Annotated in this window: 13 protein-coding genes and 1 tRNA gene; 10 read left to right on the top strand and 4 right to left on the bottom strand. The window is 69.7% G+C overall.

Annotated features, from left to right (window positions below):
• Positions 1-209: 209 nt before the first annotated feature.
• The gene (gene mptB, locus ACZ7CD_RS35115; protein ID WP_360400294.1) at positions 210-1742 is read right to left on the bottom strand and encodes a polyprenol phosphomannose-dependent alpha 1,6 mannosyltransferase MptB; all 1533 of its coding nucleotides are present in this window, start codon (positions 1740-1742) and stop codon (positions 210-212) included.
• A 124-nt stretch (positions 1743-1866) separates the two neighbouring features.
• Here mptB and ACZ7CD_RS35110 point away from each other — a divergent pair, with 124 nt between their 5' ends.
• The 10 genes from ACZ7CD_RS35110 (at position 1867) to ACZ7CD_RS35065 (ending at position 9824) form a co-directional block, all read left to right on the top strand.
• Positions 1867-2538, top strand: coding sequence for a helix-turn-helix transcriptional regulator (locus ACZ7CD_RS35110; RefSeq protein ID WP_458431226.1), 672 nt, complete (start codon positions 1867-1869; stop codon positions 2536-2538).
• The gene (gene sufB / locus ACZ7CD_RS35105; protein ID WP_470380586.1) at positions 2535-3989 is read left to right on the top strand and encodes a Fe-S cluster assembly protein SufB; all 1455 of its coding nucleotides are present in this window, start codon (positions 2535-2537) and stop codon (positions 3987-3989) included. The genes ACZ7CD_RS35110 and sufB overlap by 4 nt, the downstream gene beginning before the upstream one ends.
• Before the next feature lies 1 nt (position 3990).
• Positions 3991-5148: a Fe-S cluster assembly protein SufD gene (gene sufD, locus ACZ7CD_RS35100; RefSeq protein ID WP_470374459.1), complete on the top strand. Its 1158-nt coding sequence runs from the start codon at positions 3991-3993 to the stop codon at positions 5146-5148.
• Complete coding sequence (locus ACZ7CD_RS35095; RefSeq protein WP_360400305.1) at positions 5145-5459, top strand: non-heme iron oxygenase ferredoxin subunit; 315 nt, start codon at positions 5145-5147, stop codon at positions 5457-5459. The genes sufD and ACZ7CD_RS35095 overlap by 4 nt, the downstream gene beginning before the upstream one ends.
• A 33-nt stretch (positions 5460-5492) precedes the next feature.
• Complete coding sequence (gene sufC / locus ACZ7CD_RS35090; RefSeq protein ID WP_266041288.1) at positions 5493-6266, top strand: Fe-S cluster assembly ATPase SufC; 774 nt, start codon at positions 5493-5495, stop codon at positions 6264-6266.
• 26 nt (positions 6267-6292) lie between these two features.
• Positions 6293-7570 (top strand): cysteine desulfurase, encoded by a 1278-nt coding sequence (locus tag ACZ7CD_RS35085; RefSeq protein WP_470380585.1) that lies wholly within the window; start codon positions 6293-6295, stop codon positions 7568-7570.
• A 1-nt stretch (position 7571) separates the two neighbouring features.
• Positions 7572-8012, top strand: a complete 441-nt coding sequence (gene sufU, locus ACZ7CD_RS35080; protein ID WP_360400311.1) for a Fe-S cluster assembly sulfur transfer protein SufU — start codon at positions 7572-7574, stop codon at positions 8010-8012.
• Positions 8009-8386: a metal-sulfur cluster assembly factor gene (locus tag ACZ7CD_RS35075; protein WP_360400314.1), complete on the top strand. Its 378-nt coding sequence runs from the start codon at positions 8009-8011 to the stop codon at positions 8384-8386. Before sufU ends, ACZ7CD_RS35075 begins: the two co-directional genes overlap by 4 nt.
• A gap of 474 nt (positions 8387-8860) precedes the next feature.
• A tRNA-Ile gene (locus ACZ7CD_RS35070) sits at positions 8861-8938 on the top strand.
• A gap of 127 nt (positions 8939-9065) precedes the next feature.
• A complete protein-coding gene (locus tag ACZ7CD_RS35065; protein ID WP_470380584.1) occupies positions 9066-9824 on the top strand; it encodes a hypothetical protein in 759 nt (252 codons plus the stop codon).
• A gap of 3 nt (positions 9825-9827) precedes the next feature.
• Here the strand turns inward: ACZ7CD_RS35065 and ACZ7CD_RS35060 are convergent, their stop codons facing one another.
• From ACZ7CD_RS35060 to ACZ7CD_RS35050, 3 genes are all read right to left on the bottom strand, one after another.
• Positions 9828-10892 carry a carboxylate-amine ligase gene (locus ACZ7CD_RS35060; protein ID WP_470371058.1) on the bottom strand — a complete coding sequence of 355 codons (1065 nt, stop codon included), beginning with the start codon at positions 10890-10892 and terminating at the stop codon, positions 9828-9830.
• A gap of 154 nt (positions 10893-11046) precedes the next feature.
• The gene (locus ACZ7CD_RS35055) at positions 11047-12720 is read right to left on the bottom strand and encodes a GGDEF domain-containing protein (RefSeq protein ID WP_360400323.1); all 1674 of its coding nucleotides are present in this window, start codon (positions 12718-12720) and stop codon (positions 11047-11049) included.
• A gap of 107 nt (positions 12721-12827) precedes the next feature.
• On the bottom strand, positions 12828-13781 hold the full coding sequence (locus tag ACZ7CD_RS35050) for a lycopene cyclase family protein (protein ID WP_470380583.1): 954 nt from the start codon (positions 13779-13781) through the stop codon (positions 12828-12830).
• Between the last annotated feature and the right edge of the window lie 322 nt (positions 13782-14103).

The following is a 14103-nucleotide window of genomic DNA, read 5'->3' as shown; positions in this document are numbered from 1 at the left end:
ACCAGACCCCGGCACACCCGGTCAGGCCCGCCAGATCGGTCAGGTCCGCGGTCGAACGCACCGGCCCGCCGCCCGCCCTGCGCGAGCACGCGCGCCGGGTGTGAGCCCCGGATGCGAGCGGCAGCCCCGCCAAGGCGGCATCGAACAGGCCGCTTCGGCCCCACGCCCGCCCGCGCCGCCCTCACCCCCGAGCTAGCCGCACCCCCACCTCACACCGCATCAGACTTCAAAAACGGCCCAACCCGCTTCCGCGCGATCAACACACAAACCGCGAACGTGATCACGGCCCCCGCCACCGCCTGCGGCACCGTGTACGCCCGCCCGTCGAACGCCGACCCGGTCGGCGGCAGGATCACCGCGATCACCGCGCTCGTCACCATCGCGAACCCGCGGAACCGCGGCCCGATCACGGCCGTCGCCATCGGCAGCACCGCCCACAGCACGTACCAGGGTTGCAGCACCGGCCCGAGCACCAGGATCGCTCCCAGGGCCGCTCCCAGGGCGTTCATCGCCTTCAGCCGGCCCTTGAACGTCCGCCACAGCAGCACCACGGTGATCACGATCGAGATGCCCTGGCTGAGCAGGCGGGCGAGCGCGATCATCGAGTCGGTGTGGTTGCCGAGGCTCAGCAGGATGCCCAGGCCGCCGCCCATGAAGCCGAGCGCGGTCGGCGGTGACATCCACGACTTCACGACCGAGGCGACGTTCAGCGTCTCGATCCACCCGAACCCGAAGCCGGTGCCGAGGCAGATCGCGACCACCCCCACGCCGGCTATCGCGGCCATGACCGCGGCCACCACCAGCAGGTGTTTGAAGCTGCCGCCGAGCTTGCGCGCCACCAGCACGCCCACGAAACCGAGGGCGGCCATCGCGGGGATCTTCACCATGGCCGCGCACACGATCGTGGCCGCGCCGAACGTGATCCACCACCACCGCAGCGGTTCCAGGCCGCGCAGCGCGAACTCGATGCCGACCAGCATCATGCCCAGTGCCAGGCCGTCGTTGTGCACGCCGATGACGATGTGGAACAGCACCAGCGGGTTCAGCGCGCCCAGCCACAGCGCCCCGACCGGCGACACGCCGAAGCGGGCGGCCAGCCGCGGCAGCGCCCACACGATCATCACCAGACCGCACAGCACGAGCAGCCGGTGCACGAACACGCCCGACACGACGTGGTCGCCGGTGACCATCGCCAGCAGCCGGCCGACCGCGAGGAACAGCGGCCCGTACGGCGCCGGGGTCTCCCGCCAGATGTTCGGCACACCGCGGGTCAGCACGTGGTCCACGCCCAGCGCCGAGGCCGGGCCGAGCTCGTACGGGTCCAGGCCGCGGGCCGCGATCTCGCTCTGCGCCAGGTAGGAGTACACGTCGCGGGAGAACATCGGCACGCAGAACACCAGCGGCACGGTCCACATCAGCAGCGTGCGGTCCATCTGGCTGCGCGACACGATCCGCACCCGCCCCGGCCGCACGAACCGGCCCAGCGCGAGCCACGCCGACACGATCATGAAGATGCCGGTCCAGACGACCCCCATCGCGACTGAGGGCATCCTCGAGAAGAGCCCGAGGACGGGCACGCCGTACAGCGGCGAGTAGATGGGGGCGGCGCCACCGCCCAGGGACCCGACGGTGAGCAGCAGCGCGCCGATGGTCCCCCAACGGCGGACGATGTCCAGCTGACGACGCTCTCGACCGTTCAAGAGGTCGCTCTCCGGAGTCACGGCTCCGCCGGAAGTGGGCATGCCAGCAGCGTATCCAGCCCCGCTCAGCCGTGAGTCAGGTCACCCTGTGACCGCGATCTTTGCGACCTCCGGCGAAATACGCAACACTGGTGTTGTGAAAAACGCCGAGACCCACCTTGACGCCGTGTCGCAGCACGACGGCAAGACTCGGCGCGCTGTCGCCAGGCTCCTGCTGGAGCAGGGTCCGGTCACCGCGGCCGCTGTTGCCGAGGAACTGGGCATCAGCCCCACGGCCGTGCGCCGTCACATCGACGCACTGCTCGCGGACGGCGAGGCGACGACGAGGGACGCACCCCGCCAGACCCAGCGGGGCCGGGGCCGTCCGGCGAAGCTCTTCCTGCTGACCGACACCGGGCGCGCCCGGTTCGGCCACGCCTACGACGACCTCGCGGTCGCCGCGATCCGGTTCCTCGCCCAAACGGGTGGCGAAGAGGCGGTCAGGGCGTTCGCGCAAAGTCGGGTCGACGCGCTCGTGGACCGGCACCGGACGGCGATCGTGGCGCAGGCCACACCCGCCGAACGGGCGAAGGCCCTCGCTGCCGCGTTGACCAGGGAGGGTTACGCTGCGGCGACCCGCACCGCGGGGGCGGGTGAGCAGTTGTGCCAGCACCACTGCCCGGTCGCCCACGTGGCTGCCGAGTTCCCCCAGCTGTGCGAGACCGAGACGGAGACGTTCGCGAACCTCCTCGGAACCCACGTGCAGCGCCTCGCGACGATCGCCCGCGGCCACGCCGTGTGCACGACGCACATCCCGAACATTTCACGGATCCCAGATGATGGAGGGGAGCCCGCATGACTGCCGCTGCCGAGCAGCGCACGCCCACCACGGTGCAGTCTCCGCTCACGCAGGAAGAGACCATCGCGTCTCTCGGCAACTACGAGTTCGGCTGGGCCGACTCGGACGTTGCCGGCGCGAGCGCCCGCCGAGGCCTCAGCGAGGACGTCGTCCGCGACATCTCGGCCAAGAAGGACGAGCCCGAGTGGATGCTCGAGTACCGGTTGAAGGCGCTCAAGCTCTTCGACCTCAAGCCGATGCCGAACTGGGGCGCTGACCTCTCTGGGATCGACTTCGACTCGATCAAGTACTTCGTGCGGTCCACGGAGAAGCAGGCCACCTCCTGGGAGGACCTGCCCGAGGACATCAAGAACACCTACGACCGCCTGGGCATCCCCGAGGCCGAGAAGCAGCGCCTCGTCGCCGGCGTCGCGGCCCAGTACGAGTCCGAGGTCGTGTACCACCAGATCCGCGAGGACCTGGAGCAGCAGGGTGTCCTCTTCCTCGACACCGACACCGCCCTCAAGGAGCAGCCGGAGCTCTTCAAGGAGTACTTCGGCTCCGTCATCCCCGCGGGTGACAACAAGTTCTCGGCGCTCAACGCCGCGACGTGGTCCGGCGGCTCGTTCATCTACGTGCCGAAGGGTGTCCACGTGGACATCCCGCTGCAGGCCTACTTCCGGATCAACACCGAGAACATGGGCCAGTTCGAGCGCACGCTGATCATCGTCGACGAGGGTGCGTACGTGCACTACGTCGAGGGCTGCACGGCGCCGATCTACTCCTCGGACTCGCTGCACTCGGCCGTCGTCGAGATCATCGTGAAGAAGGGCGGCCGCTGCCGCTACACGACGATCCAGAACTGGTCGAACAACGTCTACAACCTGGTCACCAAGCGCGCCAAGGCCGAAGAGGGCGCGACCATGGAGTGGGTCGACGGCAACATCGGCTCCAAGGTGACCATGAAGTACCCGGCCGTCTTCCTGATGGGCGAGCACGCCAAGGGCGAGGTCCTCTCGATCGCGTTCGCGGGCGAGGGCCAGCACCAGGACGCCGGCGCCAAGATGGTCCACATGGCCCCGCACACCTCCTCGACCATCGTGTCGAAGTCGGTGGCGCGCGGCGGTGGCCGCACGTCCTACCGCGGCCTGGTCCAGGTCAACAAGCGGGCGCACCACTCGAAGTCCACGGTGAAGTGCGACGCGCTGCTGGTCGACACCATCAGCCGCTCGGACACCTACCCGTACGTCGACGTCCGCGAGGACGACGTCGCGATGGGCCACGAGGCCACGGTCTCGAAGGTCTCCGAGGACCAGCTGTTCTACCTGATGTCGCGCGGCCTCAACGAGGACGAGGCCATGGCCATGATCGTGCGCGGGTTCGTCGAGCCCATCGCGCGCGAGCTGCCCATGGAGTACGCCCTCGAACTGAACCGCCTGATCGAACTGCAGATGGAAGGGGCCGTCGGCTGACATGGCCGCCCTGTCGACTCAACCTCACTCCCACGGCGCTGTCGTCCCGGTCGCCTCGCGCGCGGAGCACTTCACGTCCTACGACGTGGACGCGTTCGAGGTCCCGGGCGGCCGTGAGGAGATCTGGCGCTTCACGCCTCTCAAGCGTCTTGCCGGTCTGCACTCCGGCGCTGCGGCAACGGGTTCCGCTGCCGTCGAGGTGAACGCCGCCGCCGGTGTCACCGTCGAGACGGTCGGTCGTGACGACGACCGCCTCGGCGGGGCCGGTGTCCCCGGTGACCGCATCGCGGCCCAGGCGTACACGTCCTTCGAGAACGCCACCGTCGTGACGCTGCCCGGCGACGCGAAGTCCGAGCCCACGACCGTCACCGTCACCGGTGCCGGCGAAGGCCAGGTCGCCTACGGCCACCTGCTGGTCAAGGCGTCGCAGTTCGCCGAGGGCACCGTCGTCCTCGACTACCGGGGCTCCGGCGCGTACGCCGAGAACGTCGAGTTCCTCGTCGCGGACGGCGCGCACCTCCAGGTGATCGCGATCCACGACTGGGCCGACGACGCGGTGCACGTCTCGCAGCACCACGTGAAGCTCGGCCGCGACGCGTCGATCAAGCACACCGTGGTGACGCTGGGCGGCGACGCCGTCCGCATCACGCCGGTCGTGCAGTACGCGGGCAAGGGCGGCGACGCGGACCTGGCCGGTCTGTACTTCGCCGACGCGGGCCAGCACCAGGAGCACCGCCCGTTCATCGACCACTCGCAGCCCAACTGCCGCAGCAACGTCGTCTACAAGGGCGCGCTGCAGGGCGAGGGCGCGCACACCGTGTGGATCGGCGACGTGCTGATCCGCGCGGCGGCCGAGGGCACCGAGACCTACGAGCTCAACCGCAACCTGGTGCTCACCGACGGCGCACGCGCCGACTCGGTGCCGAACCTGGAGATCGAGACCGGTGAGATCGAGGGTGCGGGCCACGCCAGCGCCACCGGCCGGTTCGACGACGAGCAGCTGTTCTACCTGCAGGCGCGCGGCATCCCGGAGCACCAGGCGCGGCGGCTCGTCGTGCGCGGCTTCTTCCAGGAGCTGATCGCGAAGATCTCGGTCCCCGAGGTGCGCGAGCGCCTCGAGGCCGCCATCGAGGCAGAGCTCGAGGCGGTCGGGGCGTGATCAAGGTGTGTGCACTGTCCGACCTGGACGACCGCAAGCCCTTCGCCGCCACCGTGGACGACGTCGACGTCGTCCTGGTGCGCGAGGGCGAGCGGGTGCACGCCCTCGCGGACCTGTGCTCGCACGCCGCGGTGTCGCTGAGCGAGGGCGAGGTCTCCCGCAAGGGGATCGAGTGCTGGCTGCACGGGTCGTGCTTCGACCTGCAGACCGGCAAGCCCTCGTCACCGCCCGCCAGCGAACCGGTCGACGTCTACGCCGTCGACATCCGTGACGGCGACGTCTTCGTCGACGTCACCGCCACCACGAACTGACTTCTAGCTACACCACCAGGAGAACGGCAAGTCATGGCCACCCTTGAGATCAAGGACCTGCACGTCTCGGTCGTCAGCGAGGACGCTCCCAAGGAGATCCTCAAGGGCGTCGACCTGACGATCAAGGCCGGCGAGACGCACGCCATCATGGGCCCCAACGGCTCCGGCAAGTCCACGCTGTCCTACGCGATCGCCGGGCACCCGAAGTACACGATCACCTCGGGCACCGTCACGCTCGACGGTGAGGACGTCCTGGAGATGTCCGTCGACGAGCGCGCCCGCGCGGGCCTCTTCCTCGCCATGCAGTACCCGGTCGAGGTCCCCGGCGTCTCGATGTCGAACTTCCTGCGCACCGCCGCCACCGCCGTCCGCGGCGAGGCCCCGAACCTCCGCCACTGGGTCAAGGAGGTCAAGGGCGCGATGGCCGACCTCGACATCGACCCGGCGTTCGCCGAGCGCTCGGTGAACGAGGGCTTCTCCGGCGGTGAGAAGAAGCGCCACGAGATCCTGCAGCTGGGCCTGCTCCAGCCGAAGGTCGCGATCCTCGACGAGACCGACTCCGGCCTCGACGTCGACGCGCTGCGCGTCGTGTCCGAGGGCGTCAACCGGTACAAGGCCTCCGGTGAGGTCGGCGTCATGCTGATCACGCACTACACCCGGATCCTCAAGTACATCCAGCCCGACTTCGTGCACGTCTTCGCGAACGGCCGCATCGTCGAGTCCGGTGGCCGCGAGCTGGCCGACGTCCTCGAGTCCGAGGGTTACGTGAAGTACACCGGGAAGACGGAAGCAGCAGCCCTTTCCTGACGTTGTAGCGGTTGAGAGGAGGCGCTGTGACCACCACCGCAGCACCACTGGACGTCACCGCCCTCAGGGCGGACTTCCCGATCCTGTCTCGCACCGTTCGTGACGGGAAGCGCCTGGTCTACCTGGACTCCGGCGCCACCTCGCAACGCCCGACGCAGGTTCTGGACGCGGAACGCGCGTTCCTGGAGCGGCACAACGCCGCCGTGCACAGGGGCGCGCACCAGCTGGCCGAGGAAGCGACCGATGAGTACGAGGGTGCGCGTCAGCGCATCGCGGACTTCGTCGGCGCCGACTTCGGCGAGCTGGTGTTCACCAAGAACGCCACCGAGGGCTTCAACCTCGTGGCGTACGCGATGGGCAACGCCGTGACCTCGGGTCCCGAGGCCGCGCGGTTCCGCATCGGCCCCGGCGACGAGATCGTCGTGACCGAGATGGAGCACCACGCGAACCTCGTCCCGTGGCAGCAGCTCGCTGCCCGGACCGGCGCCACGCTCAAGTGGTTCGGACTCGACGCGGACGGCAGGCTCGACCTGTCCGACGTGGACAGCGTGATCACGCCCAGGGCGAAGGTCGTGGCGTTCACGCACCAGTCCAACGTCACCGGCGTGATCAACCCGGTCGACGTGCTCGTCGCGGCCGCGCGGAAGGCCGGCGCGCTGACCGTGCTGGACGCGTGCCAGTCCGTGCCGCACGGACCGGTGAACTTCCACGAACTCGGCGTCGACTTCGCGTCGTTCTCCGGCCACAAGATGCTCGGCCCGTCCGGCATCGGTGTCCTCTACGGACGCCGTGAGCTGCTGGAGACACTGCCCCCCTTCATCACCGGCGGCTCGATGATCGAGCTGGTGAAGATGGAGGGCTCGACGTTCGCCCCGCCGCCGCAGCGCTTCGAGGCGGGCTCACCGATGACGTCCCAGGCCGTCGGTCTGGGTGCCGCCGTCGACTACCTGAGCGTCGTGGGCGTGGAACGCGTCCACGCGCACGAGCACCTGCTGACCGTGGCGGCGCTGGAAGGCCTGTCGGCCGTCAAGGGCGTCCGCCTGATCGGCCCGCGCGACGCGGTCAACCGCGGCGGCGCCGTGCCGTTCGAGATCGAGGGCGTCCACCCGCACGACGCCGGCCAGGTGCTCGACAGCCTGGGCATCGCCGTGCGCGTCGGGCACCACTGCGCGTGGCCGCTGCACCGCTGCCTGAACGCGCAGTCCTCGGTGCGGGCGACGTTCTACCTGTACAACACGCTGGACGAGGTCGACGCGCTCGTCGACGGCGTCCGCGAGGCGCAGAAGTTCTTCGGGGTGGCCTGAGATGCAGCTCCAGCAGATGTACCAGGAGATCATCCTGGACCACTACAAGAACCCGCACGGCCGCGGCCTGCGCGACCCCTACGACGCCGAGTCGTTCCAGGTCAACCCGACCTGCGGCGACGAGGTGACGTTGCGCGTGCACGTCGTGGACGACGTGGTGAAGGACGTGTCCTACGACGGCCAGGGCTGCTCGATCAGCCAGGCCTCGACGTCGGTGCTGACCGACCTCGTCGTGGGCAAGCCGGTGAGCGAGGCGTTCGGGAAGATGGACGCGTTCGTCGAGCTCATGCAGGGCCGCGGCCAGGTCGAGCCCGACGAGGACGTCCTGGAGGACGGCATCGCCTTCGCCGGCGTCGCGAAGTACCCGGCGCGCGTGAAGTGCGCGCTGCTGGGCTGGATGGCGTTCAAGGACGCAGTCGCACGAAGCCAGGGAGCAGCATGAGCACCGAAGAAGTGGTCCGGGGAGCCGAAGGCATGCCGGTCTTCGAGCCCAAGGCTGACGTCGCCGCCCTCGACGACGTGGAAGAGGCCATGCGCGACGTCGTCGACCCGGAGCTCGGCATCAACGTCGTCGACCTCGGTCTCGTCTACGACATCCACGTCGACGACAAGAACGTGGCCACCATCGACATGACGCTCACGTCCGCGGCCTGCCCGCTGACCGACGTCATCGAGGACCAGACCCGCGCCGCCCTCACCGGCGGCGGCCTCGTGTCGGACTTCCGCATCAACTGGGTGTGGATGCCGCCGTGGGGCCCGGAGAAGATCACCGACGACGGCCGCGAACAGCTGCGCGCGCTGGGCTTCACCGTCTGACCTCACCAGCAGTGGAACGGCGCGCACCCACCCGGTGCGCGCCGTTTTCCGTTGGTTCAACAAATGCGTTGCACGGCTTCACCACCGTCGCTTAACTTGGTCCCGACAACGAACAAGAGATCAACCGGAGGAAGACATGATTGCCAGCTTCGAGCTCGCGGGGTGGCGGATTCTCGCTGCGATCGCCGGGGGTCTCCTGGCGCTGGCGTGGGGCTCCACGCCATGACCTGACACACCAGGTCATGACCTCGGAGCCGCCCACGGGAAACCATGGGCGGTTTTCTTTTCGCTAATTCCCGCCGGCGAGCTTCGGAAGCGGAACGGATTCCAAACCCGTTTCCCGGGGGTTCGACTCCTTCCGCCGGTGCTGCCCGGAAGAACAACCGCACGACAACCGAACAACGGGGGACGCGCCGGCGCGCAGGTGATCCTTGCACGATCGCCCCGGTGGGTTCGACACCCACGTCTTCCACCCGTCCCGTAGCTCAGTCCGGTGAGAGCGTCCGTCTGATACGCGGTAGGTCCCAGGTTCAAGTCCTGGCGGGACGACCAACCCACCCCGAGCGGCCCGCCGGATCTTCGGCGGGCCGCTCACCCGCACCCGGCGCCCGTGCTCCGAACGGCCTAGTGTTGCGCTCCCGGGGTGCCGCGACGGCGCCGCTGACCCGATGGTGGCCACGTGACGGCGTTGACGCACCTGCACCGCCTCGACACCCCGTCCGGGGTCCTCGCCGCGTGCTGCGCCGCCTGGGGTGCCTGCTACGCGACCGGGCCGGACCTCGGTGTCGTGGTCGCGGTCCTCGCGAACTTCACGGCGACCCTCTCCGGCACCCTGCTCGACTCCTCCCGCACGCAACCGGTCGCGGTGCGCGAGGTGGGGACCGGTCAGGTCCGTGCCCTGGTGGTCGCCGAGATGGTCGTCGCACTGGCACTGGCGACCGCCGTGTCGTGGCGGGTCGCCGCCGGCGTCGCACTGGCCCTGCTGCTCCACCTGGCCCGGACCCGGTTGCCACGCCACGGGTACGCCGGTCCGGTGGCGCTGGCGACGGCCACGGTCCTGCTGCCCGCCGTCACCGCCTACTCCGCCGCCGGGGGACAGGCCGACCCCGCCGTGTGGCTCGTGTTCTCCGGCGCCACCGCGCTCGCGACCGGCCGTGCGCTGCGGTGGCCGGCCGACGACCAGCCGCGTGACACGACCGTGCGCACCCGGTCCGCGGTCGGCGCCGCCCTCCAGCTGACCGCGGGTGGCCTGCTGATGACCGGCGCCGGCCTGTGGTTCCGCTTCGGCTGGTCCTGGGCGGTCGCCGGGGTCGTCGCGTGCTCGGCGTTCCTGCTCGCGGCCCGCGACAGGCCGGACCACGGCGAGTCCGCGGCAGCCGCGTCGACCGTCGTGCTGGCCGTGATCCCGTTGCTGGCCAAGATCCCGCCATCGGTCTGAGGGTCAGGCCGGCGCGGTCTGGTCCACGAGGAACCCCACCACGTCGTCGAGCCGCCCCCTCCGCGCGAACGCCCGCCGCTGCCGCACCGCACCCGTCCCGTCGAGCAGCACCCGGTCGATGCCGTCGCTCACCAGCTCGTAGTCGCCCGTGAGCTCCAGCGCCGGGCGCACCCAGCGCACCAGCGACGCCACGAGCGTGGCCGCCGGCGTCAGCGCCCCCGTCACGGGGTCGATCCCGAACCCCTCCAGCCCGTCCCTGGCCGCACGCCACAACGCCACCCTCAACAGGTGCGGCGGAACCGGCGCCGGCGCCGCACCCGACGTCAGCGCGGTCGCGGCGATCCCGCGCACCAGGGCCGCCATCAGCACGGCCTCCTCGACCGTCGGCGCCACGTCGCTCACCCGCAGCTCCAGCGTCGGGTGCCGGGCCGACAGCCGCACGTCCCAGTAGAGCATCCCCGCGTCCAGCGCCGCCCCGCTCGCGACGATCTCCTCCCGTGCCGCGAAGTACTGCGCCGCCGACTCGAAGTGCGGCGGCGCACCCGAGGTGGGCCACCGGTTCCACACCACGTACCGCCAGCTCGCATAGCCGGTGTCGTCGTCCAGCCAGTACGGCGAGTTCGCGCCCAGCGCCAGCAACGTCGGCAGCCACGGCCGCAGGTGGTTGCTCACGAACACCTTCGACTCGTCGTCGGGCAGCCCGACGTGCACGTGCAGACCGCAGATCGCGAGGTCGTTGGTCAGCGCGCCCATCTCCTGCGCCATCCGGTGGTAGCGCGGGGCGTTCGTCAACGGCGTCGGCATCGTCAGCCCCAGCACCGGCGTCCCGGTCGCGGCCAGCCGGGCGTCGTGGCGCGCGGCCCGCTCCATCAACGCACGGCGCGCCACGGCCAGCTCCTCGCGCAGCACGGCCATGTCCGTGCAGATGCCCGTGGCCGACTCGACCTGGTACTGCGCGATCTCCGGCTGGAGGTCCACCTCGTAGCGGTCGGCACCGGCCAGCACCTCGGCGGCGCGGTTGGCCAGATGCCCCGTCGACGCCTCGACGAGCACGAACTCCTCTTCCACCCCAACAGTGAGGAGACCGTCCACGGCCGTGCGCTGCGCTGGTACAGATTGCGTTCCGCTGCCGACCTGCACGACGAACCTCCGATGCGCTGAGTAGCGACCTCGATGCTATGAGTGATCAGGTCGTCGCACAGGAGGCGTTCGGTTGTACTTGTCAACTCACCGCGCGTTGCCCGACACCACGCAGCACATCGCGCCGTTCGGTACCCGGCCGGCCCATGACCCAGCTCGACCCGGCGAGCGACTTCGCGTGCTCCTTGACCGGTGCCAGCAACCGCGACACCTCGCGATACGACCCCACTGACCCCGCGGCACAGATAAGGGTCGCAAGAGAGACGGTGACGTGTCGTCCTTCTGCCGTGTACGCCTTGTCCAGCAAACGGGCGGACAACGGCACCGTTTCGTCGAGACCGGCCATGATGAGGAAGTCGTCGCCGCCCACGTGCCCCACCTGCACACCGGGGAACGTCGTCGCGAGGTCCGCCAGGTCGTGCCCGATCTCGCGGATCAGGTCGTCCCCCGCCGCGAACCCGACCGTGTCGTTGACCAGCTTGAAACCGTCGACGTCCAGCCACGACACCGCGAAGATCTCCCCGCCCCCGATCCGCCGGTCGACCTCCCGCGCGATCGCGTCGCTGCCCGGCAGCCGGGTCAGCGGGCTCAACGCGGCCGCCTGCTCCACCTTGAGCTCGGCGACACCGCGGACCACGTCCGCGACCCGCACCACGCCCATGCACCTCTCGTTGTGGTCGACCACGATCAGGTCGTCGTTCGTGCGCTCACGGTTGGCATGCGCCACCACGTCCAGCAGGTCGAGCGCCGACGCATCAGTACCGATGACGTGCGGCCTGTCCGCCAGCCGAGCCGCCTCCCGCTTCGCGTGCAGCGCGTGCCCGTACGGACCGGTCACCGCCAGCAGGAACCGGTTGCGGTCCACCGACCACCGCGGCCGGCCCTCGACGTCGACCAGCACCACACCGGTGACCGTCGGCTGCGTTGCCAGCACCTCGCGCACCTCCTCCGAGGTCGCGCTCTCCGGCAACGTCGTGGCCGGGTGCAGGAAGTCGGTCACCCGCGGACCACTGCTGCGCCGGATCTCCCCGGTCTGCGTCACGGCCTCGGGCGCAATGCGCGCGTTGACCACCGGTCGGCGCTGAGGGGGAGCAAGGAAATGCCCTTGTGCGTGCGCCACACCGAGCTTCCGCACGACCGCGAGCTGTTCCTCGGTCTCGATACCCTCCGCCACGACCTGACCGCCGGTGTACTCACCGAGGTGCACCAACGACCGCACGAGCGAACAACGCGCCGCATCGTCCGGAAGGGTGCGCACGATCTCACGGTCGAGCTTGATGTAGTCCGGCGCCGAGCTCGTCAACAGCCCCAGCGGGACGTCACCCTCGCCCACGCAGTCCAGCGCGATGCGGAAACCGTGGTCCCGCAACGTCTGCAACCCGCGCGCCAGCCGCACGCGGTTCGCCCGCGAGTACGGCTCGCCCACCTCGATGACGACACCGTCCGGACTCCGCCCGGTCTCCCGCAACGCGCCGTACAGCGGCGAGAGCGTCTCCGGCCGGTCCGCCACCGTGAGCGCCAGCAGGTTCACGTGCAACGGGAGCAGCAGCTCGAAGTCGGCCGCGGCGCGGAGGGCACGGCACGCGAGTCCGACGTCGGCGTTCGTCAGGAGCCGCGCCTGATGAGCCGCCTGCAGCAGGTCCTGCACGGTGCCGTCGTGGGGCCGCGCGAGCGCCTCCACCGCGACGACGCCGCCGGTGTTGAGGTTGAACAGCGGCTGGAAGGCGAACCTGACGTCATCCAGCAATGCGGGCACGCACCCGATCGTGCCGGTGCGAACGACCCGCACCAAGGGGGTTCACCAGGAGTTCACGGAGTTGGCGGCGACTCGCCACGGCACCGCTGCGCACCGTGACCCACCCCTCACACGGGGAGCACCAGCTTGAGCTTGAACCGCGCCGGAGCCGTGCCGAACAGCCGCACCATCGCGGCCGAGACCCCCGCCAGGTCCTCGCGACCGGACAGGTACGCCCGCTGCGACTCGGCCGGGAGCCGGAAGAACAGCTCGAAGAAGTCCCGCGTCTCGTCGGCGTCCATGCGCAGCAGGGTCTCCAGCCCGAACCGCCGCAGGGCGTGAACCGCACGGGCCTTCTTCGACCAGATCACCTGATGCGGGTCTTCACCGGCCTTGACGGCCGCCGCCACCCTTGGAGCGAGCGCGAGAGAGGTGGCCACGCTGTAGCCCGTCGCAGGATGGATGAACCCCGCCGCCGCACCGAACGCGCGCCTGTGCCGTGGAGCGTCCAACGGGAAACGGACGCGCTCCTCTCTCACGCCCGGCAACTGGCGAGCATCAAGCCGTCGGCGCAACTCGTTCAACGGCATGCCCGGCCGGCGCGCGAGGCAGGTCTCCTCCACGAGCACCTGGTTGTCGCCGAGCGGCACCGTGTAGAGGAACGTGTCGCCGCCCCGCCAGTCCATCAACGTCGTGTCGGTGTCGTCCGACTCGATGACCACACCGACTGCTGTCTGCTCCGCACGGCCCTTGCGCGCACCCGTGGCGTTGAACGTGTGCCTGGCCGGTGCCGGCCGATCGAGCACCGTGACGTCGCCAGGCAGCTCGTGCAGACGCGAGTTGTCGAGCACCACGTAGGTGCGGTCGATTTTGTGCTCCTCACGCGCGAAGGCACGCACCGTCGTACTCGTCGCCGCAACCGGTGTGTGTGGTGGGAGCTCATCCGCCCACGCGCCATAAGTCGCCGTCCACACGCGATGCGGGTGCCTGTCGACGATGGCCGTGTGCAGGCCCTCCCGTGCACACGCGCGCGCAAGGGCACGTCCGGCCGGTCCGCCACCGATCACGAGCACGTCGTACATGCGTCCATGATTGACGTTGTGGGCCCGGAGTACCTGACGGCGACGCAGGTCACTTCAAGTCGTTTCGCGCCGCTGCGCGCTCCGTCCCGGGTCGTCGCCGGAGAACCCGCAGGTCAGGGCGCTGCCGATGGCGGGTGACCCCCCGATTTGGAGATCGAAACACCCCCGTGTAATGTTCTCCATGTCAGAGCGAAGCGGGCCGGAAATCAAAACCGGAACGGGCCTGTCAAAAGCCGGATAAGAAGGGCCTCTGAGAGGCGGATTTGACACCGGCGGGCAAGACCAAATAAGCTTCAGCAACACAAGCCCCGAGAGAAACTCT

The organism is Lentzea sp. NPDC036949 (genome assembly GCF_055608075.1).
This window is presented reverse-complemented; position numbering and strand designations above follow the sequence as displayed.